Annotated in this window: 19 protein-coding genes; 10 read left to right on the top strand and 9 right to left on the bottom strand. The window is 64.7% G+C overall.

Features of this window, described 5'->3' with window-relative positions:
- Positions 1–83: 83 nt before the first annotated feature.
- Entirely contained in the window at positions 84–923 is an 840-nt protein-coding gene (locus Q9R27_RS10605; RefSeq protein WP_311252352.1) for a hypothetical protein, read from the bottom strand.
- Positions 924–1243: 320 nt separating this feature from the next.
- Here Q9R27_RS10605 and Q9R27_RS10600 point away from each other — a divergent pair, with 320 nt between their 5' ends.
- The 3 genes from Q9R27_RS10600 to Q9R27_RS10590 are packed head-to-tail and all read left to right on the top strand — an operon-like array spanning position 1244 to position 6050.
- Positions 1244–2875: an ATP-binding protein gene (locus tag Q9R27_RS10600; protein WP_311252351.1), complete on the top strand. Its 1632-nt coding sequence runs from the start codon at positions 1244–1246 to the stop codon at positions 2873–2875.
- Positions 2872–5010 carry a Z1 domain-containing protein gene (locus Q9R27_RS10595; RefSeq protein WP_311252350.1) on the top strand — a complete coding sequence of 713 codons (2139 nt, stop codon included), beginning with the start codon at positions 2872–2874 and terminating at the stop codon, positions 5008–5010. Before Q9R27_RS10600 ends, Q9R27_RS10595 begins: the two co-directional genes overlap by 4 nt.
- A gap of 5 nt (positions 5011–5015) precedes the next feature.
- On the top strand, positions 5016–6050 hold the full coding sequence (locus Q9R27_RS10590; RefSeq protein ID WP_311252349.1) for a PD-(D/E)XK motif protein: 1035 nt from the start codon (positions 5016–5018) through the stop codon (positions 6048–6050).
- Here the strand turns inward: Q9R27_RS10590 and dcm are convergent.
- On the bottom strand, positions 6031–7356 hold the full coding sequence (dcm, locus tag Q9R27_RS10585; protein WP_311252348.1) for a DNA (cytosine-5-)-methyltransferase: 1326 nt from the start codon (positions 7354–7356) through the stop codon (positions 6031–6033). The two genes, Q9R27_RS10590 and dcm, sit on opposite strands and share 20 nt — an antisense overlap.
- A gap of 211 nt (positions 7357–7567) precedes the next feature.
- Between dcm and Q9R27_RS10580 the strand changes: the two genes are divergently transcribed.
- A complete protein-coding gene (locus Q9R27_RS10580) occupies positions 7568–8371 on the top strand; it encodes a DUF3883 domain-containing protein (RefSeq protein WP_311252347.1) in 804 nt (267 codons plus the stop codon).
- A 463-nt stretch (positions 8372–8834) separates the two neighbouring features.
- Here the strand turns inward: Q9R27_RS10580 and Q9R27_RS10575 are convergent, their stop codons facing one another.
- The 4 genes from Q9R27_RS10575 to Q9R27_RS10560 all read right to left on the bottom strand — a co-directional run bounded on the left by Q9R27_RS10575 (position 8835) and on the right by Q9R27_RS10560 (position 13746).
- A complete protein-coding gene (locus tag Q9R27_RS10575) occupies positions 8835–10445 on the bottom strand; it encodes a hypothetical protein (protein ID WP_311252346.1) in 1611 nt (536 codons plus the stop codon).
- 414 nt (positions 10446–10859) lie between these two features.
- Entirely contained in the window at positions 10860–12506 is a 1647-nt protein-coding gene (locus tag Q9R27_RS10570) for an RNA-binding domain-containing protein (RefSeq protein ID WP_311252345.1), read from the bottom strand.
- Between the two features lie 118 nt (positions 12507–12624).
- Positions 12625–13110, bottom strand: coding sequence for a hypothetical protein (locus tag Q9R27_RS10565; RefSeq protein WP_311252344.1), 486 nt, complete (start codon positions 13108–13110; stop codon positions 12625–12627).
- Between the two features lie 117 nt (positions 13111–13227).
- Positions 13228–13746: a hypothetical protein gene (locus tag Q9R27_RS10560; protein ID WP_311252343.1), complete on the bottom strand. Its 519-nt coding sequence runs from the start codon at positions 13744–13746 to the stop codon at positions 13228–13230.
- Between the two features lie 106 nt (positions 13747–13852).
- Between Q9R27_RS10560 and Q9R27_RS10555 the strand changes: the two genes are divergently transcribed.
- From Q9R27_RS10555 to Q9R27_RS10545, 3 genes are all read left to right on the top strand, one after another.
- Positions 13853–14470: a DUF402 domain-containing protein gene (locus tag Q9R27_RS10555; RefSeq protein ID WP_311252342.1), complete on the top strand. Its 618-nt coding sequence runs from the start codon at positions 13853–13855 to the stop codon at positions 14468–14470.
- Between the two features lie 100 nt (positions 14471–14570).
- Complete coding sequence (locus tag Q9R27_RS10550) at positions 14571–15350, top strand: SURF1 family protein (protein ID WP_311252341.1); 780 nt, start codon at positions 14571–14573, stop codon at positions 15348–15350.
- Complete coding sequence (locus Q9R27_RS10545; RefSeq protein WP_311252340.1) at positions 15347–15769, top strand: DUF3817 domain-containing protein; 423 nt, start codon at positions 15347–15349, stop codon at positions 15767–15769. Before Q9R27_RS10550 ends, Q9R27_RS10545 begins: the two co-directional genes overlap by 4 nt.
- Positions 15770–15853: 84 nt before the next feature.
- Here Q9R27_RS10545 and Q9R27_RS10540 read toward each other — a convergent pair whose 3' ends face one another.
- Positions 15854–16813 (bottom strand): hypothetical protein, encoded by a 960-nt coding sequence (locus Q9R27_RS10540; protein WP_311252339.1) that lies wholly within the window; start codon positions 16811–16813, stop codon positions 15854–15856.
- A 170-nt stretch (positions 16814–16983) separates the two neighbouring features.
- Between Q9R27_RS10540 and Q9R27_RS10535 the strand changes: the two genes are divergently transcribed.
- A complete protein-coding gene (locus Q9R27_RS10535) occupies positions 16984–17499 on the top strand; it encodes a peptidylprolyl isomerase (protein WP_311252338.1) in 516 nt (171 codons plus the stop codon).
- Positions 17500–17654: 155 nt separating this feature from the next.
- On the top strand, positions 17655–18473 hold the full coding sequence (locus Q9R27_RS10530) for a rhomboid family intramembrane serine protease (protein WP_311252337.1): 819 nt from the start codon (positions 17655–17657) through the stop codon (positions 18471–18473).
- Positions 18474–18863: 390 nt separating this feature from the next.
- Here the strand turns inward: Q9R27_RS10530 and Q9R27_RS10525 are convergent, their stop codons facing one another.
- On the bottom strand, positions 18864–19376 hold the full coding sequence (locus Q9R27_RS10525; protein WP_311252336.1) for a cell division protein CrgA: 513 nt from the start codon (positions 19374–19376) through the stop codon (positions 18864–18866).
- A gap of 85 nt (positions 19377–19461) precedes the next feature.
- Between Q9R27_RS10525 and Q9R27_RS10520 the strand changes: the two genes are divergently transcribed.
- Positions 19462–20247 (top strand): DUF881 domain-containing protein, encoded by a 786-nt coding sequence (locus Q9R27_RS10520; protein ID WP_311252335.1) that lies wholly within the window; start codon positions 19462–19464, stop codon positions 20245–20247.
- 256 nt (positions 20248–20503) lie between these two features.
- Here the strand turns inward: Q9R27_RS10520 and pknB are convergent, their stop codons facing one another.
- A complete protein-coding gene (gene pknB / locus Q9R27_RS10515; protein WP_311252334.1) occupies positions 20504–22279 on the bottom strand; it encodes a Stk1 family PASTA domain-containing Ser/Thr kinase in 1776 nt (591 codons plus the stop codon).
- Positions 22280–22294 lie beyond the last annotated feature (15 nt).

Below are 22294 nucleotides of genomic sequence, written 5' to 3'. Positions count from 1 at the left end.
TGATGCGCCAGCAATGGGTAGCTAGTCGCATATCTGTCGCCGTCTTTCATCGTGGCGCTTCAGGCGGAGACCAGATGGTCGCATTATTCTTCGGCTCGGCGTCGTCTCCCAGGGAATAGGCGTTCGACCGCCTCTTCGTGGCGCTGCCGGTCCTTTTCGGTTTGGCCAAGGTCGACCGGACGTAGACGGGGGACGCCAGCGCCGATGTGCATGATGTCGGTGTAAAACCTGATGTGCCAGAACAGCGCCTGGCGACGCGCAATGCGGTACGCCACCGCGATGGCGATGAGCAGCACCGCGGCTGTTATCAGCACTCCAACCCACGTCGGCCAGCGGACTACGTCGACGATCGCCATAATGTTCAGCATCGCGGCAGCGACGAGTCCGAGAACGAAGACCGTCGGCACTAGGTAGGCAGGGAACGCGAGCAGTCGAGCCAAGGCGCGAGCTTCGTCATCGCCGAGCCGCTGGTAAATGTAGACGACGCGTGTGGCCGCCCGACTAGCCCACGAACGCACCACCGTGGCATAAATGACGAAGGCCACGAATAGCGCGAACAATTGCCCGGGGCCCGTCAGTTCAAACGTGACCTCGCCTCGTGCGGCAAGCGCACGTATGTCATTCGGCGCGCTCAGCAGCCACCAGAACACCGGGGACAGCAGGAGAACGAGCGCAACTTCGTACCAGGTGAGACTGGGGTAGCGGGTGGCTGCGACGAGGCGGTACGAACGGTCGGTGATGCTCTCCGCAAGGTCGTTCTTGGCGTCGCCGGTGAGCTCGGCCACGAGCTTTGTGTCGCTGGCTAAATCACTGCGCAGGCGACGTGCCGTCGAACCGAACGCTGTGTAGAGACTCGCAGTCACACCGAGGACGGCGATGGCCACCGCAACGAGTGCCTGCCACTCGGCAAGGACAAGGTTCATAGATCAATGATCTCGCACCTCTGATGCTGGATGCGCTCGTTCAGCGCACACTGAATCTCTCGTACGTCGCCGAGCCCGAGTTTCGCCTGTTGCCTACGGAACTGAGCTGCTCGACCCCCTACCAAGTGTTCGGTTCAAACCCACCTGCGTCCACGACGAGAAGCCGCAGGTCAACATGCGGCGTCTTTCATTCTCGGGCCTAACCCCGGCGGTGCTATTTGACTCTGTGGGTACTGGCGGGGATTCCTTGCTCCGCCCATTTGGTACGAGAACTTGAATCTGCCACATGCACCCGGCGGTTCTTTACTAAGGTTAACGGAGTGGAGCGAAGTGGAGTAGAGGTCGAGCGTCCGGACGAAGACAAGGATCGACAGTCGACAGGCGTGACGGCCGAGCGTGTCAGCATTGTCCCTGGTGTGTCGATCTTGGGAGTCTTGGGGCACCTCAATTACGAACCGTGGTTCGCGTTAGCAGAGTACGTTGACAATGCGATCCAGAGCGCCTCCAAGTGCTATGCGCAGATCGTTCGCGGCGAACCGAAGTACCGATTGCGCGTTGACATCAGTTACCAACGCGAGAACGGTGGCCGCATCGTCATCGCGGACAACGCCGGCGGGATCGCCCATCAGGACTTCCCCCGCGCCTTCAAGGCCGCTGAGGTACCGCCCGACCGAAGTGGACTGTCTGAGTTCGGTATGGGCATGAAGAGTGCCTCGATCTGGTTCGCGCGGAACTGGCGCGTCGTGACGACTAGCATTGGCGATCCAAACGAGTACTTCATCGAGTTCAACATGGAGTCGGTGCTGCGAGACCAGGTCGAAGATCTGATCGTCACATCGGTACCAGCGCCGTCCGAGGCTCACTACACGCGGATCGAGCTTTGGGACCTCAACCAGTTCCTTCCCGGGCGCACGATGGGCAAGGTGAGGGACCACCTACGAGAGATCTATCGCGGCTTCCTCCGAGACGGCCGTCTGAATCTGACCGTCGCGGGACAAAACATGGAGTATGAGGAGCCAGAGGTTCTCCGCGCAGTCGATGTCCGCTCCGAGGCCAACCATGACCTCTCCAAGGAGTCGAAGGAGTGGCGCAAAGAGGTCGACTTTGTGTTCGGCGATGACATCAGGGTCGCAGGGTGGTGTGCCATCAGAGCGGAGGGCCGCACCAGCGGCAACGGACTTTCCTTATTTCGGCGCGGCCGCGTCATCGTCGGAAGTGGTGAATCACCGTACCGCCCCACTCGCATCTATGGGGGCGGGAACTCCTACAGGTCACAGCGGCTGTTCGGAGAACTCGAGATCACTGGACTGCCGGTCAGTCACACTAAGGATGGATTCCAGTGGCATGGACATGAGGAGGAGTTCGAGGAGAAGTTACGAGCGGCCCTTGATTCCGAGCCCTTGCCACTGCTGAAGCAGGCCGAGCACTACCGCGCGAGACAAGCCTCCAAGCAGGAGCAGAAGCGAATCCGCACGGCGACGGAGAACACCGCGGACGTCGTAGAGAAGGAACTGCCCAACGCGTTGGCTGAAGGCATCGGCGCTGTGGCGGAGTCGCCCGGTCCGACGGATATCACGACGCCTGAGGACAGCACCGGCGACGTCGAGCGAGAGTTCTCGTTCGGCCATCAGGGCCGTACGTGGACACTTCGAATGACGGCCTCGTCCCGGCCAGGGGAGACCCGCTGGCTTGTGCGGCACGTTGAGGTGGAGCCGAGGAGTGGAGATGTCACCGCACATGTCGTTCTCAACACTGCTCACCCGTTTCTGAAGCAGTTCGCACTCGGTAGCACCGACGCGATCGAGGCTGTGTTCCGGATTGCGGTCGCCATGGTCGTATCGGAAAGCGTCCTCAATTCATCAGGCGATGGCGAGAGTGCGGGAACGTTCATGCGCCAGGTCGAGACGCTACTCAGCGGCGCTTTGTCGAAACGGCTCAGGAGCGACGCGTGACAGGCCTGACAATGTCCCCCGCGGGCTCGGAATCGAATGACGGTCAGCCGCCAGTCCAGGGCGATACGTTCACTGGGTTTCTTGAGCAAGTGGTGCGCGAAGAGGCTAGGGCCTCCGTGCGGGAGAGCGCACTCGCGGTCCTTGGTGGCGCGCTAGGACAAGGGCCGCAGTCGACGGGTTTGGTTGTGGGGCGCGTTCAATCGGGGAAGACCCTCTCTTATGAGGGGGTCATCTCCCTGGCGAGGGACAGCGAGTTCGCCGTGGTCATCGTGATCAGCGGAATCTCAAATCCCCTGCTTGCCCAAGGCCAGCGACGCTTGAAGAAGGATCTGAATGATGCCTCTCCGTCTGGGTGGACATTCCTTGATCCGGCTGACAACTCGCAGGGACCAGATCACGTCGGGCGGGAACTGGGCCGAGTTAAGGCCAACTGGATGGATGCAGCGACGCCGAGTGCTTACAAGGAAACTGCCGTCGTCGTCGTCTTAAAGAACTACAACCGCATCTATGACTTGGCTGAAGCGATCAAGCGGGTAGATTTGTCGGGGGTCCGGGTCCTCGTCGTCGATGACGAGGCGGATCAGGCGAGCCTGAACACGAAAGGGCGGCGAGGCGCCGAGTCGCCGACCTATACAAACCTCAAGGTCTTGAGGGCCTCAGTTCCGAATCATTACTACCTGCAGTACACAGCGACGCCGCAGGCGCCGCTCCTGATCTCGATCGACGACGCCCTGTCACCCGACTTCGTGCGCGTCCTCGAGCCCGGTGATGGCTACACAGGTGGCGAGGTGTACTTCGGTGGCGCCGAGCCATCGCCCCTCGTTCGTACGATTAAGGAAGCCGATCTCGAGGCGGCTGGTAACCCGAGCGGACCACCCCCAGGGGGTCTGCTAAGCGCATTCCAGTTGTTCCTAATTGGAGCGGCACATGTGGTGGCGGGCGGTCGGCCTGAGACTCGGTCGATGCTGGTTCATCCGTCGAGAGGAACCGCTGACCAAGGCACGTTTGCCACCTGGATTCGAAGTATGACTGAGAACTGGCAGGACCGGTTGAAGCACGCGTCCGATGTCGATCCGGTGAAGTTGCGAGAGGAGTTTCGTACTGCTTGGTCGGACCTAAAGTCGTCATACCCAGAGATCGCGAACTTCGATGAGTGCTGGGCCGCACTTGGATTTGTGCTTAACAACCTCGACGTAACTGAAGTGAATACGAGGCTGAGCAAGACGCCGGTCATCCAATGGACGCGAACCAAGTTCTACGTGCTTATCGGCGGGCAGGCCATCGACCGTGGCTTCACTGTCGAGGGTCTGACAGTGACATATATGCCGCGCGGTGCGGGTATGTCGATTGCGGACACCATTCAGCAACGGGCGCGGTTTTTCGGGTACAAGTCGCACTACCTCGGCTTGTGCCGCGTGTTCCTCGACGCCGATGTTCGCGATGCCTTCTCCAGTTACGTGCATCACGAACGCGAGATGCTGACTGCGCTGCGCCAGATCCAATCAGGCCAGCTCACGCTGAAGCAGTGGCGCCGACGCTTCTACCTGGACCCGAGCATGCAGCCGACGAGAGCGTCAGTTATGGCAATCCCCATGACACGGGTGTCGTTGGCCGACAAGTGGATTACTGACCGGGTTGTCGTTCGCGAAGACGCCGAGCAGCTCGATGTCGCGGTTGGCAAGGCAGAGCGGATCCTCGCCAACACCACGTGGAGCGAAGTCGAGCACGGCCATCAGCAGGGGTACACGTCGCCGCGGGTGGCTCTGGAGTTACTTGAGAGCATCGGGCCATTGACATGGCTCGCCGAAGAGCAGGCCCAAGCGTTAGCCATGGCGCTAGCCCGTCTTTCCGACGACCCTGCAAATGATCACAGCATCGCTGTGTACTGGATACGGCCTGGTGCCGTCTCCAACCGCAAGTTGACGACGACAGGCGGAGTCCAGATCTTCCAGGGCCGGTCAGCGAACTACCTGGGCGATCGCAGTGTCGGCGAAGGACACTACGGCATCTCACTGCAACTGCACCGCATCGCAGTGCAGTCACGAGACGGAGATCCACTAGGCAGCTACCTCGTCACCGCTTGGCACATTCCCAGTTCGACAGCCAGTGGCTGGATCATTGAGGTTGGCTCCTAGTGCCCATGGATCGGCGAGCCGAGTTGCGTGATGCGATGACGGCCGGCGCTGAAAGGGCCGTTGCAGAGGATCTTCCTGACCAGACCCTCGCCGTCAACGCTGTTACAGCGGAATCTGGCCGAGTTCTTGCCTACGCAGGTGGCACCGCCGACGGCGAGGCCGTCGTCGCGATCGTCGCTCGCATTGGAGCTTCGTCGCCGGTCCCTGTGCGAATGGCTGCACTCAGTGCTGAGTTCGGAGTTCGGTATCGCCTTGATGACGGAACTGGGCAGCAAACGCTTCGAGTATCGATGCTCCGCTGCAGGGCTGCCGATCCCGAAGTGCGGACGTTGTTCGCCTCATTCGTACACGAGTTGTTGTTAGCACTTCCGACGGACCCGACTGAGACCGACGTTGCTGACGAGCTCGCACGATGGCTTGGCCTGTTTTGGCGGCTTCAGGCTCCGGCACGCACTGACGTGGTGGGTCTCGTTGGCGAACTGACGGTGATCGGAGCAGCGCAGCGCCCCGACGTATGGGTTCGAGGGTGGCACAGCGTGCCGACCAGCACCATTGACTTCGTGCTGACAGAGCCGTCTGTCGAGATCGAGGTGAAAGCGACACGGTCGTCGACACGAACTCACACCATTTCTGCAGATCAGGCATTCAGTCTGGGGAGTCGCTACTTCGCATCCGTGCGGGTCGAACTGCGCGACAGTGGGTCCACGATCGGTGACTTCGCGCGAGGGATCGCGGACGCTCTAGGTGCGGCTGAGGATCGGGAGCGATTCTGGGCGACATTGGCGGCGGAGTGCGGGGCTTCCTTTGGGGAGTTCATGGCCGAGCGGTTCGTAGTCGACGTTAGTGACCAAAGTTTGGCTTTCTTCAGACGGGAGGACATTCCGCGCCCAGAACTTGGCTATCCGTTGCCGACTGGCGTCTCGGGTGTGACCTTTCGATCTGACTTCTCAGCCGCACCGTCACAGGCCGCGAATGACTTCTTCGCCGCGTTGGGGGACATTGACTGCGGCTCGAACAGGGCTACGAGGCCACGACGCTAGTCGTGACCAGCGGAACAGCGATCCCCAGCGATTCCAGGATGGACGTGCCGGCCGCTCCGCATGCCGCTATGTCATCGGCGTTGTTCTCAACGAAAGCCTTGAAGACGTGTCGTACGACCCCCACATTGACAGCGTTGCCCATCTGCTTGTAACTCGCGCTGTCGAGTTGATCGTTGAACGAGAATGATGTCGTATCGAAACCCTGCAGCCGGGCGGTCTCGAGGGGTGTCAGCCTGCGACGACGCGGGCCAAAGATCGGAGTCTGGCTCATGGCCACCAGGGCGGGTGCATAGGTTGCCTGCTTGACTCGGATGCCAGACGGCCTGAGTTGCATCAGGTGCTTCCACAGATCCCGCTCACCTGATCCGGCCTGCCATTCAAGTTTTCGACGCGACGCTGGGAACTTCGAGATTGGGATCTCCCGTTTCCGGGACCGCCACGCGTCGATGACCGCTTTGCGATTCAAGTAGAAGTTTCGGTTCTGTTCGATGAACCTCTGCTTCCAGGCAGGCATTGTGCTGTAGCCGTTTGGACGTCGCTCGTGCCACGCGAACTCCCACATAGGGAAACCCGGCAACTTGGCGTCGCCGAGTAAGGCCAGCAGCTCGTTCCAGGTATCAATCCAGGCGATCTCGTCGGCGCTCAACTTGTAGCGTTGGATCTCGGTCGTCGGAGGATCGGGCAGGAGAACGTCGGCCTCGATACTCCAATTACCAACGTTCCAACCCTCTTCGACCACATGGGGCACGACAGGGTCGAGGTCGACCTCTGTCATGGCGCGGTCTCGCCCGACCAAGACGCCAAGGATGTACACGCGATCGCGGACCTGTGGTGCACCTCCCGATTCAGGCGATAGGAGGTGGGGCGAGAAGACGGTGGGCTTGCTTCCGACTCGGTAGCCCGCTTCACGAAGTCCACGCACAATACGCTGCCAGGCAACCTGTTGGCGCGGTCCCGCGAGGTTTCGGACGTTCTCAAGCATGACGACCGGAGGCTGCTTCGCCTCGAGGATCTTCACGATGTCTTCAAAAAGGGTGCCGCGGTCCTCTGCAACGCCGAGTTGGCGTCCGGACTTGCTAAAGGGCTGACAAGGGAAGCCGCCCGCGAGAACGGAGTGGTCTGGAATCGCCTCCGGACGGCGCGCGAGTTCGCGGATGTCCTTTTCGGGCTTCAGGTTCCAATTGTGCTCATAGATCGCCGCTGGTTTTGGGTCGATCTCGCAGGCTTGCACTGCCCTGCCGCCAAGGCCCCCGAGCGCGGCGTGAAACCCGCCGACGCCCGCGAAGTAGTCGACGAAATCGAACATGAAGGCAAGCTTACGCCGAAGCCCCGACAAGTTGTCGGAGGACGCGCGACCAAGTCGCATAATCCAATCTACCGGAGACTCATGCTTGCGACCCTGTGAGTTCCGGCGTGTCGACAGGGGGTTCTTTTGCCATGTTTCCAGGACGTCTGGCGGCTGGTACGGCAATCTAGTCGGCATGGCGAGTGAACCTTGGAGTGACGACGAGATAGGCGTGACCGTCGAGGTCTATTTCAGGATGCTGACGCTTGAACTCGCGGGCGAGAGCTACACCAAGTCTGAGTTCCGCCGTGAGGTTGAGCGTGAGGTTGAGCGCTCCTCCGGTGCAATTGAGTACAAGTTCAATAATGTCTCGGCGGTGCTCGACGAGTTGGGCGCAGTCTGGATCGCTGGTTACAAGCCTCTGCGCAACGTTCAAGATCGGTTGCGGACCGTGGTTCGCGAGCGCTTTGAGGAGGACAATGAGTTGCGCGCCTTCATGCTCCAGGCGGTGGCGGCCGGTGACGTCGCACCCTCCAAGCTCGGTGTTGAGGTCGATCCGCCTAACGTGGAGTGGCCGACTCCCCAAGGAGCGCGCGATGGGGTCCTTGGCATCAACTTTGCGGCGATCGAGTCGTCGAACAGAGCGCTTGGGCGCGCCGGCGAAGTGTCCGTCGTCGCGGCAGAGAAGGAGCGCCTGACTTCGGCTGGCCGGGAAGACCTGGCCGCAGAGGTCAGACATGTGTCGGTGACTGAAGGTGATGGTCTTGGCTACGACGTCCAGTCCTTCCAAGGCCGCACCGACGAGCCTGTCTACATCGAGGTCAAGACAACGCGATATGGCAAGGAAGTGCCGTTCTACATTTCTGGAAACGAAGTGGAGGCGTCCATAGAGTTCGGACCGACGTATCGGTTGTGGCGCTTGTATAGGTTCGGCAGGCCGGACACCGGGTACTACCGGCTGCCTGGGCCTCTGACTCAGCACGCTCGACTCAGACCGGACACTTATCGCGGTCTGCCTTCAGTCGGATCGAAGTAATGTAGCGTGGCGAAACTTGAGTGACGTGCGTCATGCTCAGTCGCACATTCTCGCAGCCTTGCCAGGTCGAGGCGTCTGGCCTGCGCGGGCCTGACGAGGTCGACGCGCCAGGGGTGATGTTTCGGGTCGCGCGGGCGGGTCAACCGCTCCGCTACTTGCAGATCTCCCTTACCGAAGGCACGCAACAGGTTCGATTTGCCCAGCAGTGGGGCGGTTGCTGCTAAATCGGTTACGTCATGATCGGCCCGCTCGCCTCACGGCTCGGGCCGATTTTCTTATCTCGGAGGTGCAAACGGTGGACTACGCTAAGCCGTGACTGCCGATCGATGATTAGATTGACAAGTTCATCACACGTGGAGTCGTCATCACTGATCCTGTGCAAGAAGCGTTCACTTTGCGGACCGTTGGCTACTACCGACTGACGGGATACCTCCCCGATACCCAGGCAGGTCCCTCAGCAGTGTTACAGGTCGTCAAAGATGGTGGGCTGCAGGATGACCCGCCTAATGCTGCGCTTGTCCGCTAGGGGCACCAAGCGCTCGCTGCCGTCGTCCGGCGCTTCATGAACGTCGAAGAGGACGCCCGAGGGCTCTACCTTGGTTCGCTTCAGGTCGACGTAAGTGCCGTAGTCGAGTGCGTAGATGTTGTAGCGCAGGCCCGGGTTCTCCTTGTCGCTGTACCCACGCTCGATGAGGTGGAGCAGGCGAAGGTCGAATAGGGACTGGATCATGGGGTGGTCCGAGTGCTCGCGAGAAAGCATGAACATCTTCGTCTGGCGTGCCCCGATCACGTCCCTGATGATCCGCTGCAGGGCGGCGTGCTGTGCGTCCGCAAGGGATGCTGACTTGTCAGTCTCGTACCAGTCGCGGGCGGCCTCCTCGACTGAGTGCAGGTCGATCTTCTTGCGCCCGCTTCCTGTGGCCTTGAAGAAGGCGGCGCCGAAGATTCCCAGAAAGTCGCGCACCACACCCTCTCCGGCGCGGACAAGTTCGACGAAGGTCGCGCGCTCGGTGAAGACGCGGGACCGGAAGCCGGTGGCGTCGCGCACCCCGTATTCCTCGAGGGCCTGCGCCTCGATCCCGGACGCGACGTGGCGATAGAGCAGGGCCGCGAAGATCTCTTCGACTCGCTCTGGGTTCCGTTCGTATACGTAGTAGTCGTCGAGGTCTAGGTTCGCGGTGATGTCCGGGCCCAACTCGAAGCCGACGACATTTCCGCCCTCGTCTTGTGGAAGGTTGAAGCGCGACCGGTACTCAAGCGAGCCGATTTTCACAGTGATGCGCTTGGACGGGAGGACGGACCTCTTGAGGAACTCGGCGATGAATGGCTGGAGGTCCGTTGGGATGGATGTCCACTCGTCGATGAGGAGGAGAAGGCGGTCCACGCCCATGGCGGCAAGGGCGGTGTCGAGAAACTGGTAGATCTCGCTGTAGACGATCGTCTCGCGGAGTGCCTCGGTGAAGGCGACTTCGTCGGTCTGCGAGTCGTGTGACTGGGCACCGATGGTTAGGCTGATGCTCGGCCCCGTGGCCTTCACGCCCGCCTGCGCCCCGGCGCTGCTTGCGGAGCCTGTCGCGCGGGTCGACCTCACGTCCCGGCTCGTCACCTCGGCCGTCTTCTCAGTGATGAAGCGTGCGAGCGCGCTAACCTCTTCCAGTCCGCTGCCGTTGCGGTCAGGATCGGTCGCGATGTCGAGCAAGCGGCCTTGGAGGAGGGACAGGAAGTCCTTGTAGAGGGCGATGCACCTGGGCGCGAGAGGCTGCGTAGGGTCCGTGAACATGTGGGCGCTACCGAGCAGCCGTATGTCCATGTATATGGAGAAGACGTTATCCTGTTCCTCCATCTCGGCAGCGAGCACCTGGAGTACATGCGTTTTTCCCGTGCCCCGGCGGCCGTAGAGGATCTGGTGGCCGAAGTTCGCCACCTGGGGCATCACGCCTGTCTCAACGTAGGTCTCTCTCAGGACTTCGGCGTCAGGCTGACGCTCGGAGCGAGCGGCGATGCTGCTCACCGCTCGGGTCATCCGAGCGTCTTCGAGCAAAGAGTCGGCCATCTGCGATCCCTCCGAAGTCATGTGTCGACCCGCACCCTACTGTGGCTCGGCGAGGATCTCGGTTAGCTCGGCTCCCTTTGGGGGCGTCGTCACGCCCTCGCGCTGGATCTGTGGCGTCCCAGGCCCAACAATCATGAGACCAAGACAGAGAGGAGTAGCCGCTGTCGTGGCGCCCCCTGCATCTCCGCCCAGCCACCGCGGAAATCCCGGCTTTAGCTGGGCGGTCGGCCGCTGGACACGAGGTCGCGTAGAGACGGCTGCGCTACGGACGAGTCGCGTGCGATAGCGACTTGGCAGGGACGACCTTGGCCGTCGAAGCCATCTATTGTTTCTTGGCTCCAAGCTTACATCTAAGAAAGCAAAGTGACTCTGACCTGCGCAAACTCTGGTGTTGGGTGCATCGTGCCTTGCTTAGATCTCCGCGACGGGTGGAATCTAAGAAAGAACCCATCGTGACTGAGCCCTGGTGCCGGCGTTCCGAATCTGGCCGGCCTGACGCATCTTCGTCAGGAGGTTCATGACCTTGTTCTGCTTCTGCTTCTCGACGAGTGCATCGCTCAACTTGTCCCACAGCAGGTCGTTGATGTCCTGCCGGGTGGCCTCTCCCGCGACGGCAAGATAGTCCAGCACGAGCTTGGCGTAGAACTCGTCGGACTGGGCCCGTGTGCGGACGTAGGACGCCGCCGCTTCAGCGGCAGCGGCGACGGCAGAGGAGACGTGCAGCTTAGGGCTTCGTCCTTCGATCAGGTGCGCGCGCCGTAGCCGGGCGACGGCCTCCTTGCTGATCGGCATACCCTTCTGGACCCGGTCCAGGGCCAGTACGTCCTCGAGAGGCAGGTCCGAGTGCACCATCATCTGTTGGCTGAAGGCCTCGTCGATCACCGCCCCGTGGATGGTCAGCTTCACCTCGGTCGGCTCGCTGAGGTCGTAGTCGGGCATCGGCAGGAATCGGCGGCGCTGGTCGGCGACGATGCGATGGATGCCGTTGCCCAGGTGGTCGATCAGGTTCAACTCCGTCATCGCCGTCACGAGGAACGGGTTGCGGTACTTCCGTGGAACCCGCTCGCTAAGCATGTAGTCCTCGGGTGAAAGGTCGAAGAACTCGCCGACGCTGATGAACTCGACGCGATCGACGTGCTCGACGACGATTACCCGCGAGCGTTGGCGATAGTCCTGGTGCGCGACGCAGTTGTAGATCGCCTCAAGAAGGCTGCGTTCGTCGTACTTACTGATCTCGCGGTAGATCAACTCGTCGGGCGGGAGCAGTCGGAGTTGGATGTTCCGGATCCGCTTCGCCAGCGCGGTCGCGTTGAGCAGGAACGGCGTATGAAAGTGCTCGTACGCCGACTCCGGTCCGGTCAACTTCCACGTCATCTCTGCCGGGTGGGGGCTGAGCAGGTGCCATGAGGTGTACTTGCCGAGCAGCAGGATCGCCGTGCGCGTGATGCCGCCGTTCAGCGTGATCCTCGCCTTCTCGAGGAAGGTGACGTCGTCCCAGTGCTCGATCTGCTCGGCCAAGCGCGGGTAGCGCTCGGCGAATCCCTGACGGGCTCGCAGGATCGCTGCAGGATCCAGATGATCGAGCGTGGCATCCGGGAGAATTTCCGCGCTCCAGTCCAGATTGATGGTCTGCTGGCGGATCTCGTCCTGCTTGTCGAGCGACAGCGGCACGAGGCTCTCACCGGCACGGGCGCGGTAGTCGCCCTTCCACGAGATCGGGATGCCCTGCGGTGCGGCCGGAATCTCAAGGAGTACGACGCGCTTCCCGTCCACATCGACCTCGTGGATCTCGCGGATGGTGAGGCCTTGGTCGATCGACTGCTGGACGTGGTGTTTGAGCGACTGCCGCTTCGCGACGTTGTCGAGGTGCGTCGTCCCGGTGGCCGTGCGGGAGTTGGAGACGCCGAACACCAGCCAGCCGGAGTCGGCGCCGCGGAGATTGGCTTCATTGCTCAGCGCAGAGACGTACTCGCCGGTCTTGTCGGCCGAGAACTGGTGTGCCGCCTCCTTGAACTCGACGACCTCGTTCTCCCAGCCGTCGATGAGGTCGTCTAGGAGGTCACGCAGCTCGTCGGGGCTCATCTGACTCTTCTCCCTGCAGCGTGGACGGGTGGGTCGCTGACCACCAATCGGTGGTGGTTGCCGACCGGGTTCTTGGCCGACTTTGCCAAGAATCTGCCGCATGGCTCCGACACTTTGCTCACTCCGACCTCCGCGAGTCGCGCCTGGCGTCGTACGTCACGCCGGGCGAGACTGCCGCAAGGGTCGCAGAGGCATCTCCTTGCTCGGTCACGATGACTTCCCCATATCGAAGGTCATCGAGTTCGTCCGCACGTGCACGCTCTTCCTCACTGGTGCGGATGATGGTGCGCAACTCATCCAGGGTCATCTGCGGCGCGTCGTCCGTCGCCTCGCCGGCATCTGGTTCCGTGAGTGTTTCACGGAGGATATAGCCAACACCTTGGGCTTCCCACCCTGAGAGCAGGTTGAGCACACGCGCGGCGCCGCCGTCGTACCAATCGTTGGTGAACATCTCGACGTCGAGCACCGGAACGCCCGCAGCGATCAGGGAGCGCACCTCCGCGAGCCCCAGTGTGGAAACCTGCTTCAGCTCGGCCAGCACACGTGCGGGTGCCGTAACTCCGTCGATTCGTACGTGAAGCCGCGGTGACGAGAGATCATTCATCGGGCCGCTCCCTCTGCCGCCGTATCCATGCGTCCACTCTAGAGATCCCATGCCGGGCGGATCCGATGATGCGCACGTCGAGGCTTTCGCCTCGAGTCTCGGGTGACCGCGGATAGCTCAGGCTGACGCGGACCCGTCTGCCGCTGCCCAGAACTCCGCGGCCGGCTCGGAGAGCAGTTGCTCGTCGAAGAACGAGCCGTCGGCGAACGAGAGGCGCACGTGGCCGCGGGCGGTCCGCTTGCCGGTGGCTTCGATCGAGGTGACCTGCTCGCGCGGGATGCGCACCACCAGATCGGGGTCGGTCTTCTTCGCACCGAACCGGAAGCGCCACAGGGTCACCGACCGCTCGGAGAGGGCGAGCAGCATCGGCTCGGCAGTGCGCGGCATCGAGCGCCCGATGGAGCCCTCATCGCCGCCGATGTGCCTGTTCTGCACCGCGCCGTCGATCAACTTGTGGGCGCCCTTCTGGGCCAGGTCGGTGAGGTCCCTGACCGACTTCTTCGGCCCGGTGTCCTCGGTCGCCGAGGCCATCACCGCGGCGTACCCCTGGAACCCGTCGTCTCCGACGCGGGCCCGCAGCGTTTCGGTGTGGTCCGGCGCCGACAGCGCGCCCTTGATCTTGTCGAACAGCCCCATCGGGCAACTCCCTCTCCCGGGCCCCCGAAGTGCCGGGGACTCACGACGTACGACGGGTGACTGCCCGCCATGGACGCGCTCCAGCCTTCCCAACCTGCTCGATTCCATGCCCCTCGACGCCGACGGCTGTGATTGGGTGGCGCACATGCAGATCGGCGAACAGGTCAGGGTCGCCACTACCAAGTGGCGCGACCGACCGCACTGGTCCTATGCCGGCATCCATCTGGGCAGCGACGAGCACGGCGACTGGATCGGCCTCCCCGCGGGCACGCATTTCGCCCGGCCCGGCAAGCAGTTCGAGGCACCGGCCGCCTCGCTGACCCTGGTGCCGGCAGCCGACCTGCCCGAGCGCGGCTGGCTGGCCGCCTTCCACCCCGACCAGGGCACGTGGACCTATCCGGGCGTGGCGGAGCTGATCGAGGTGTACGTCGACATCACCACCGCGCCGGTCACCGCCGCGGGCGGCGTACGTGCCGTCGACCTCGACCTGGACATCATCCGGGCCCGGGCCGGACGCACCTGGATCGACGACGAGGACGAGTTCGCCGAGCACCAGTGCACGCTCGGCTATCCCGCCGACCTGATCGCCCAGGCACGACGCTCCTGCGCCTGGGTCCACGACCAGGTCAGCCGCTGCCACCCGCCGTACGACGGGGCGACCGCGGAGCAGTGGCTGCAGCGCCTGGCGGAGATGACCGGATCGGGAACCCCAGCCAAGAGTTAAGGCTCTGCTCCTAGGGTTAACTCAAGGATCTGGACAGCAAGGGTGCGCGTCCGTGAAGCCCGCGACCCGTGTGACGGGGGCCGCTCCGTAAGGTTGACCCATGGCCGCGTCCCACCTCCTCCACCCGAGGTACTGGGGATTCCACGTGGTCGGGATCGCGGCGCTGGGCGTGGCCATCTTCCTCGGCTTCTGGCAGCTCGGCGCCTGGCAGGAGCACCGCAACCACGAGGCGCGCGACATGACCCTGGTCGCCCCCGAGCCGCTCGACGACGTACTCGGATCCGACGACCCGTTCCCCACCTCCGCGGTCGGCCACCCGGTCGTCATCGAGGGCACCTGGCTGCCGGAGAGCACCGTCTTCATCCGCGACCGTGCGTACGACGACCAGACCGGCTTCTGGGTCGTCACCCCGCTGGCGACCGACCAGCCCGGCAACCCGGCGCTGCTGGTGGTGCGCGGCTGGAGCCCGAGTGTCGAGGAGGCACCGGCACCCCCCACCGGCAAGGCGCACTTCATCGGCCTGCTGCAGCCACCCGAGGGCGCCCTGGGCGTCACCGACGACGACCCCACCGACGACATCCTCCCGCAGTTGCGCCTGGCCGACGCCATCCAGCACGTCGACACCGACCTCTACGGCGGGTACGCCGTGGTGGCCACCGAGACCGCCGAGGGGGAGTGGCCGGTCGGCGAGGAGGCGGTCAACGACGGCACCGCGGGCTTGGCCAGCGTCGGCATCGACCACCTGCCCGAGGCGAGCCGCTCCACCGGGATCCGCAACTTCTTCTATGCCGTGGAGTGGTGGGTCTTCGGCCTCTTCGCCGGCTTCATCTGGTGGCGCTGGGCCCTCGACGAGGCCCGCCGGGTAGATTCGAAGCCGTGAAGAACCCCGCTCTGACCCGCTATCGGGTGATGGCCACGATCGTCGGCATCCTGCTGGTGGTGCTGATCCTGATCGGCGTACCCCTGGCCAACTTCGACGGCACCGGCATGTGGCACATCTTCGACTCGACGCCGAACATCTGGGCCGCCGGATCGGACGCCCAGAAGGTCGGCGAGGCGATCACCACCTACCTCGGGGTCGCCCACGGCTGGCTCTACATGATCTTCCTGATCACCGCGTTCCTGCTGGCCCGCCGGCAGCGCTGGGAGATCGGGTTCACCCTGGTCACCCTCGTCTGCGGCACCATCCCGCTGCTCAGCTTCTGGGCCGAGCACCGGGCCACGCGTCGTACCCGGGCCGAGGACGCCGAGGACGCTGCCGCACTGGCCGCCGAGGCGGACCAGACCGACCAGGGCTGAGCTCCGCAGCCCTTCCTCGGCGCGGGGGGCGGAAATGCGAGGAGGGCCCCGACCGGATGATCGGGACCCTCCTGTGGCGCGTGCTCAGGAGTTGAGCGTCTTGTGGTTCCACGGCTTGAAGCCGGCCGCCTGGGCGGCGTCGACGTCGGTGAACCACACCTCGGCCTTGGTCCGCTCGAACGACGGCGACTCAGTGGTGTGGAAGAGCATCGAGTCACCGTTGCCCTTCACGACGTACGACGCGTCGGGCGCCGACCCGTCGGCCAGCGGAGCGGCCGAGCCGGGACCGTACGGCGCGTCGGCCTCGTTGCCGTCCTGGCCATCGGCCAGCTGGACGACCTCGGCAGGAGCATCCGGCGTGGTGGTGGCGACCGGTGCCTCGGCAGCATCGGCGAGCGCCTCGTCCGGGGTGGCCGCAGCCGCGTCGTCGTTGGCGCGCTCGGTCGCCTCGGCCCGCGGAGCCGGCGGGGGCGCCGGGACATAGGTGGACTGCCAGTTGTCGCCGCTGCCACCGGAGGTGAGCTTCTTGACGACCACGCCCGCGACGCCGGCCACCGCACCGATGAGCAGGAACTTCTTCAGCTTGCCGCCCTTCTTCTCCGGCTCGGGCTCGATGCCGCGCAGTTCGTTGAGCTTCGCTGCCGCGGCAACCTTGCCCTCCGCTGCGGCCTCGGCTGCGCGTTCGCGGCCCTCGGCGATGATCGGGCCAGCCTTCTCCCGGGCCTCGGCGACCTTCTCGGCGGCGACCTGGCGGCCCTCGGCGATGAGCGGCGCTGCCTTCTCGCGGGCCTCGGCGACCTTCTCCGCGGCGACCTGGCGGCCCTCGGCGATGATCGGGGCCGCCTTCTCACGGGCTTCCGCAGCCTTCTCGGCAGCGATCTGGCGACCCTCGGCAATCATCGGACCGGCCTTCTCGCGGGCCTCCTCGATCAGCGGCACGGCGTGCTCCCGGGCGGTCTCCATCGCGGACCCGATCGCCGGCAGGATGCCCTCGGCGAACTCGGTGGCCTGATCGGACAGGGTCTTCTTCTTGCGGATGCCCATCGTGACTTCCTCCCGTTGGTGAGCGTCGTGGCAAACGGATACCACTCGATGAGTCGATCAAACACCACTCGACCAAGGGAGCCAACACCCGGCGTCTTGAGCCGGGGTGCGAAACGTTGGAGTGGCCTGCGAAGATCGTGCCGTACGAGAATTCCTACGAAAGGCGCCCCATGGCTGACCTGCAGGCCACCCTGAAGACCAACAAGGGTGACATCACGATCAACCTCTTCGGAAACCACGCGCCCGCGACGGTCGAGAACTTCACCGGCCTGGCCGAGGGCACCAAGGACTACACCGACGACGCCGGCCGCTCGGGCGAGAAGTTCTATGACGGCCTGATCTTCCACCGTGTCATCTCCGGCTTCATGATCCAGGGCGGTTGCCCGCTGGGCCAGGGCATCGGTGGGCCGGGCTACAAGTTCAAGGATGAGTTCCACCCCGAGCTGCAGTTCGACCGCCCCTACCTGCTCGCCATGGCCAACGCCGGCCCGGGCACCAACGGGTCGCAGTTCTTCATCACCGTCGGCCCCACCCCGCACCTGAACAACCGCCACACCATCTTCGGTGAGGTTGCCGACCAGGCCTCGCGCGACGTCGTCGACGCAATCGCCACCACCCCGACCGGTCGCATGGACCGCCCGGTCGAGGACGTCGTGATCAACTCCGTCGAGATCACGCGGCCCTGAGCACCACACCCGGGCCCTCGCACCCCGGATCCGAGGCACCCACGTGCTATCGGCATCCGGGGCGCGAGGCCTACATCCTCTGCCAGCGGTGCGAGCGGAACATCTGCCCTGACTGCATGGTGCCGGCCTCGGTCGGCTTCCAGTGCCCTGAGTGCGTGAGCATCGGGGCCAAGCAGACCCGCCAGGGCCGTGCGGCGTACGGCGGGAAGCGTCCGGTCAACGCGATGCTGACGACGTACGTGCTGATCGGCATCAACCTGGCGGTCTGGCTGCTGATCACCGCCACCGGCGGCAGTCGCAGTTGGTGGCGCTTGGGCCTCGCCCTGATCGGCAAGGGGTTCTGCGTCCCGAACGACAGCCCCGCCCACATCCTGACCCAGGGCCAGGGTGGCCCCCCGATCGACTCGGCGCAGGTCTGCTCGCTGATCGATCAGAACAGCCAGTCGGCGACCTGGATGCCGGGCATCGCCGACGGTGCCTGGTGGCAGCCGCTGACCAGCATGTTCACCCACGTGGACATCCTGCACATCGCCTTCAACATGCTGGCGCTCTTCTTTCTGGCCCCCGCGCTGGAGATGGCACTGGGGCGCCTCCGCTTCCTGGCCGTCTACCTCGGCTCGGGACTCTTCGGGTCGGCGGTCGTCTACTGGCTCTCCGACCCGCACGGCTACACCGTCGGTGCCTCCGGCGCGGTCTTCGGGCTGATGGGTGCCCTGCTCGTGCTGGGCCACAAGGTCGGCGGCAACAACCAGACGCTGCTCGCCTGGATCGGAATCAACGTCGTGATCACCCTGGTGAACCCGCAGATCTCCTGGCAGGGCCACCTGGGCGGATTCATCGGCGGTGCGCTGCTCGGCGCACTGATCATCTACGCGCCCAAGGAACGGCGTACCGCGATCCAGGCCACCGGCTTCGGTGCGCTGATGGTCGTGGCCGCCGTGATCATCCTGCTGCGCACGCTCGCGCTGACCTGACCGCGCGGCGCGTCGTCGGCGCGCGTCCCGCCCTGCGCCGACAGCCCGATGGCCCCGCCGCGCCTTCAGGTGCATATGCACCCGATCGGCCCCTGGATTGCGGCTGGCGGGGCCGTTGCGGTGCATGTGCGCGGTTTGGGCCGGCGGGTACGCCGAGACCCGCCCGTACGCCGCGCCCGCCGCTTGTTTCGGTGCATATGCACCCGTTCGGCCCCTGGATTGCGGCTGGCGGGGCCGTTGCGGTGCATCTGCGCGGGTTGGGCCCGTGCGCATGCCGCAACCCGCCCGTACGCCGTCACCACCGCGCGCACGCATCCCCAGCGGAGTTCTCCACACTGTGGATAACTCCTGTGGAGAACTTACACGCGTGTGTTTCCGCAGGTCAGCGGGTCACTCCCAGCGGGTGGCGTAGGTGAAGCCGACCGCCATGAAGCCGATCCCGACCATCAGGTTGACCTGGCCGAGGTCGCCGAGGAGCCAGATCTCGCCCTCGGGCTTGTTGGCGAAGACATAGAAGAGCACGATCCAGATCAGGCCGATCAGGAAGCAGGCCAGCATCCCGGCGACCACGCCGCGGCCGCGGCCGAGCGGAGTGTCCGGGTGCGCGGCGACCATCAGGCCCACGAAGAGCAGGCCGAAGCCGACCAGCCAGTTCCACGACTTCAACTTCTCGATCCCGGGGATCAACGTGTCCGGGGCGCCGCCCTCAGGCTGCGGGAAGGTGGTCTCGAAGGTGCGCAGGTCCCGCACATAGAGGGTCCAGATCACGACCCACGCGATGCCGGCCACGATCAGGACCAGGGCCAGGAGGAAGCGGACCGAGAAGAGCGGTCCGGTCACCTCGTCGGGGTCCTTGAAGTCGTGCTTCAGCTTCTTCTTGGCCACCAGGATCTCCTTCGTCACTGCTGCGGATTCGCCGCGCTCGGGGCGCTCTCACGCGCCGCGCCAAAGGTGCGAGCCCTTGCCGCACCGGGCTAGCGTAGTCGCCATGGCTCCACTCTCCCACGCGCGGCATCCCGATCCGCCGTCCCCGGGCGACGGATCCGGCACGCGCACGGGCTTCAAGTGGAGGATCGGTACGCCGGTCATCGGTCTGCTCGCCGGCAGCATCTTCGTGGTCAGCGCCGTCAACAGTGATGCCGACCAGGGCCTGCGCGCGGGGCAGGTCACCGACCTCGCCTCCCTGGTCCGCAGCGAGAGCGCGCACGTCGCCCAGAAGCAGGCCCGCGCCAACGAGTTGACCGAGGAAGTGGACCGCCTCTCCGCCTCCATCGATGACGATGACGTACGCACTGCCCGTGGGGAGGCGGCCGCGATGGAGGACCCGGCCGGTTTCCGCGAGGTCTCCGGGCAGGCGCTCACCGTGGTGCTCGCTGACGCGCCCGCCGAGCTGCGCGAGGGCCACCCCAACATCAACCAGCTCGTGGTGCACCAGCAGGACATCCAGGCCGTGGTCAATGCGATGTGGGCTGGCGGCGCCGAGGCGATCATGATCCAGGGCCAGCGGATCATCAGCACCACCGGCATCAAGTGCGCCGGCAACTCCGTCGAGCTCCAGGGCATCCCCTATCCGCAGCCCTTCGTGATCACCGCGATCGGCGACCCGGAGGCGATGCAGCTCGAGATCGACAACGACTTCGCGGTCAGCCTCTACCGCGCCGACGCCGCCAACCCCGACGTACAGATGGGATGGGAGATGGACGTCGACGAGTTCGCCATCGCCCCGGCGTACACCGGCCTGCGCAACCTGAACTACGCCCAGCCGCTGGAGTGAACCGCCGGCGCCGCGGGACCTACGGGCCGGCGCACAAGCGCAGACAGACCCGGGGCGTACGACGCCGCGCATGGAGATCGCCGAGTCGGCGTCAATTGACGCCGCCTCGACGCAGAATCACGTCAACACGTGCCGCCTCGACGTTCCCACGCGTCAACACGTGCTGCCTCGGCGCCAGATGCAACAGGGCCGCAGGGAGTCAGCAACTCCCTGCGGCCCTGGTCGCCGTCACTGACCCGGTGTCACGAGTACAGCGTCACGGGTTCAGCGGATCGAGCGGATCCGGGTCCTCGGGGTCCGGCGGCGGGTCGTCGGAGGTCGGCGGGTCATCCGGCGTCGGCTCCTCGGTGGGCTCCTCATAGGTGGAGACCACGATGGTGACGGTGCGGCCCCGCTCCATCTCGGTGCCTGCCTCGGGGACCTGGATCACGGTGCCCTTCGGCTCGATGGTGTTGTCGGACTCGAGGACGTTGACCTCCCAACCCATGTCCCGCAGGATCTTGGTCGCCTCTTCCTCGGTCCGGCCGACCAGGTTCTCCGGGATCGTCTGCGGGCCCTGGGAGACGTAGTAGGTCACCGTGGTGCCCTCGGCTACGTCGTCGGAGCCGAACTCGGGCGTCTGCCGGGTCACCTCGTCCTTGGGAGCGTCACTGTCCGGGTCGGGTTCTTCCTTGGGCGTGAGGCCCAGGGAGACGAGCTTGTCGCGCGCGTCCTGCGAACTCAGGCCGACCAGGTCGGGGATGGCCACGGCGGGCTTGCCGGTGGAGACGATGATGGTGATCAGGCTGCCCTCGTCGGCCAGCACGTTGGGCCGCGGGTCGGTGGTGATCACGTGCCCGGTCTCGATCTCGTCGTGCGTCTGTGTCTCTACCCGGGTCTGGAACCCTTCGTCCTGGAGGATCTGCACCGCGTCCTCCTCGGTCTCACCGACCACGGACGGCACCGCCTTCTGCGGCGTGGGATCGTCACCCATCTTGGGGATCAGCCAGATCGCCGCCCCGATCAGGGCGAGCAGCAGCACGCCCAGGGCGATCCACAGGCCGGTGCGGTCGGGCTTCTCCTCCTCGCGGTGGCTGGTCGCGGCGGGGACCACCGGCTGGCTGGCGGTTGCCGGGATCACCGAGGTCGGGTTCGCCACGTCGGCAGCGGCCGCCGTCGCGGCAACGGCTGGCGCTTGGACCGGACGACCGAGCAGGTAGCGCTCGATGTCCGAGCGCATTGCGGCCGCCGACTGGTAGCGCTCGTCGAGCCGCTTGGCCAGCGACTTCATCACGATCGCGTCGACCTCCGGAGGCAGGTCCGGGTCGATCGACGACGGAGGTACGGCGGGTTCGCGGACGTGCTGGTAGGCCACCGCGACCGGGGACTCACCCACGAAGGGCGGTCGGCCGGTGAGCAACTCATAGAGCAGGCACCCGGTGGAGTAGACGTCCGAGCGGGAGTCGACGGTCTCGCCGCGCGCCTGCTCGGGGGAGAGGTATTGCGCGGTGCCGACCACGGCAGCGGTCTGGGTCATCGTCGAGGAGGCGTCGGAGACGGCGCGGGCGATGCCGAAGTCCATCACCTTCACGTCGCCGCCGGGGGTGAGCATCACGTTGGCGGGCTTGATGTCGCGGTGGATGATGCCGGCCCGGTGCGAGTAGTCGAGCGCCGAGAGCACGCCGGAGGTGATCTCCAGGGCACGCTCGGGGAGGATCTTGCGCCCCTCGCGCAGGATGTCACGCAACGTCCGCCCCGCGACGTACTCCATCACGATGTAGGGCTGGGCGACCCCGTCGGGCGACATCTCCTCACCGGTGTCGTAGACCGCCACGATTGCCGGGTGGTTCAACGATGCGGACGACTGCGCCTCGCGGCGGAACCGGGCTTGAAAGGTGGCGTCGCTGGCAAGATCCGTGCGCAGGCGCTTCACCGCCACCACTCGACCGAGGCGGGTGTCGGTGCCCTTGCGGACTTCCGCCATGCCACCGCGCCCGAGCAGCTCGTCGAGCTGGTAGCGCCCACCGACCAGCGTCGGCTCATCGTTCGTCATCGGATCCTCTTCCGT

The organism is Nocardioides sp. AE5 (genome assembly GCF_031844485.1).
GTDB lineage: Bacteria > Actinomycetota > Actinomycetes > Propionibacteriales > Nocardioidaceae > Nocardioides.
The sequence above is the reverse complement of the archived record's forward strand: the minus strand, read 5'-3'. Positions and strand labels throughout refer to the sequence as shown.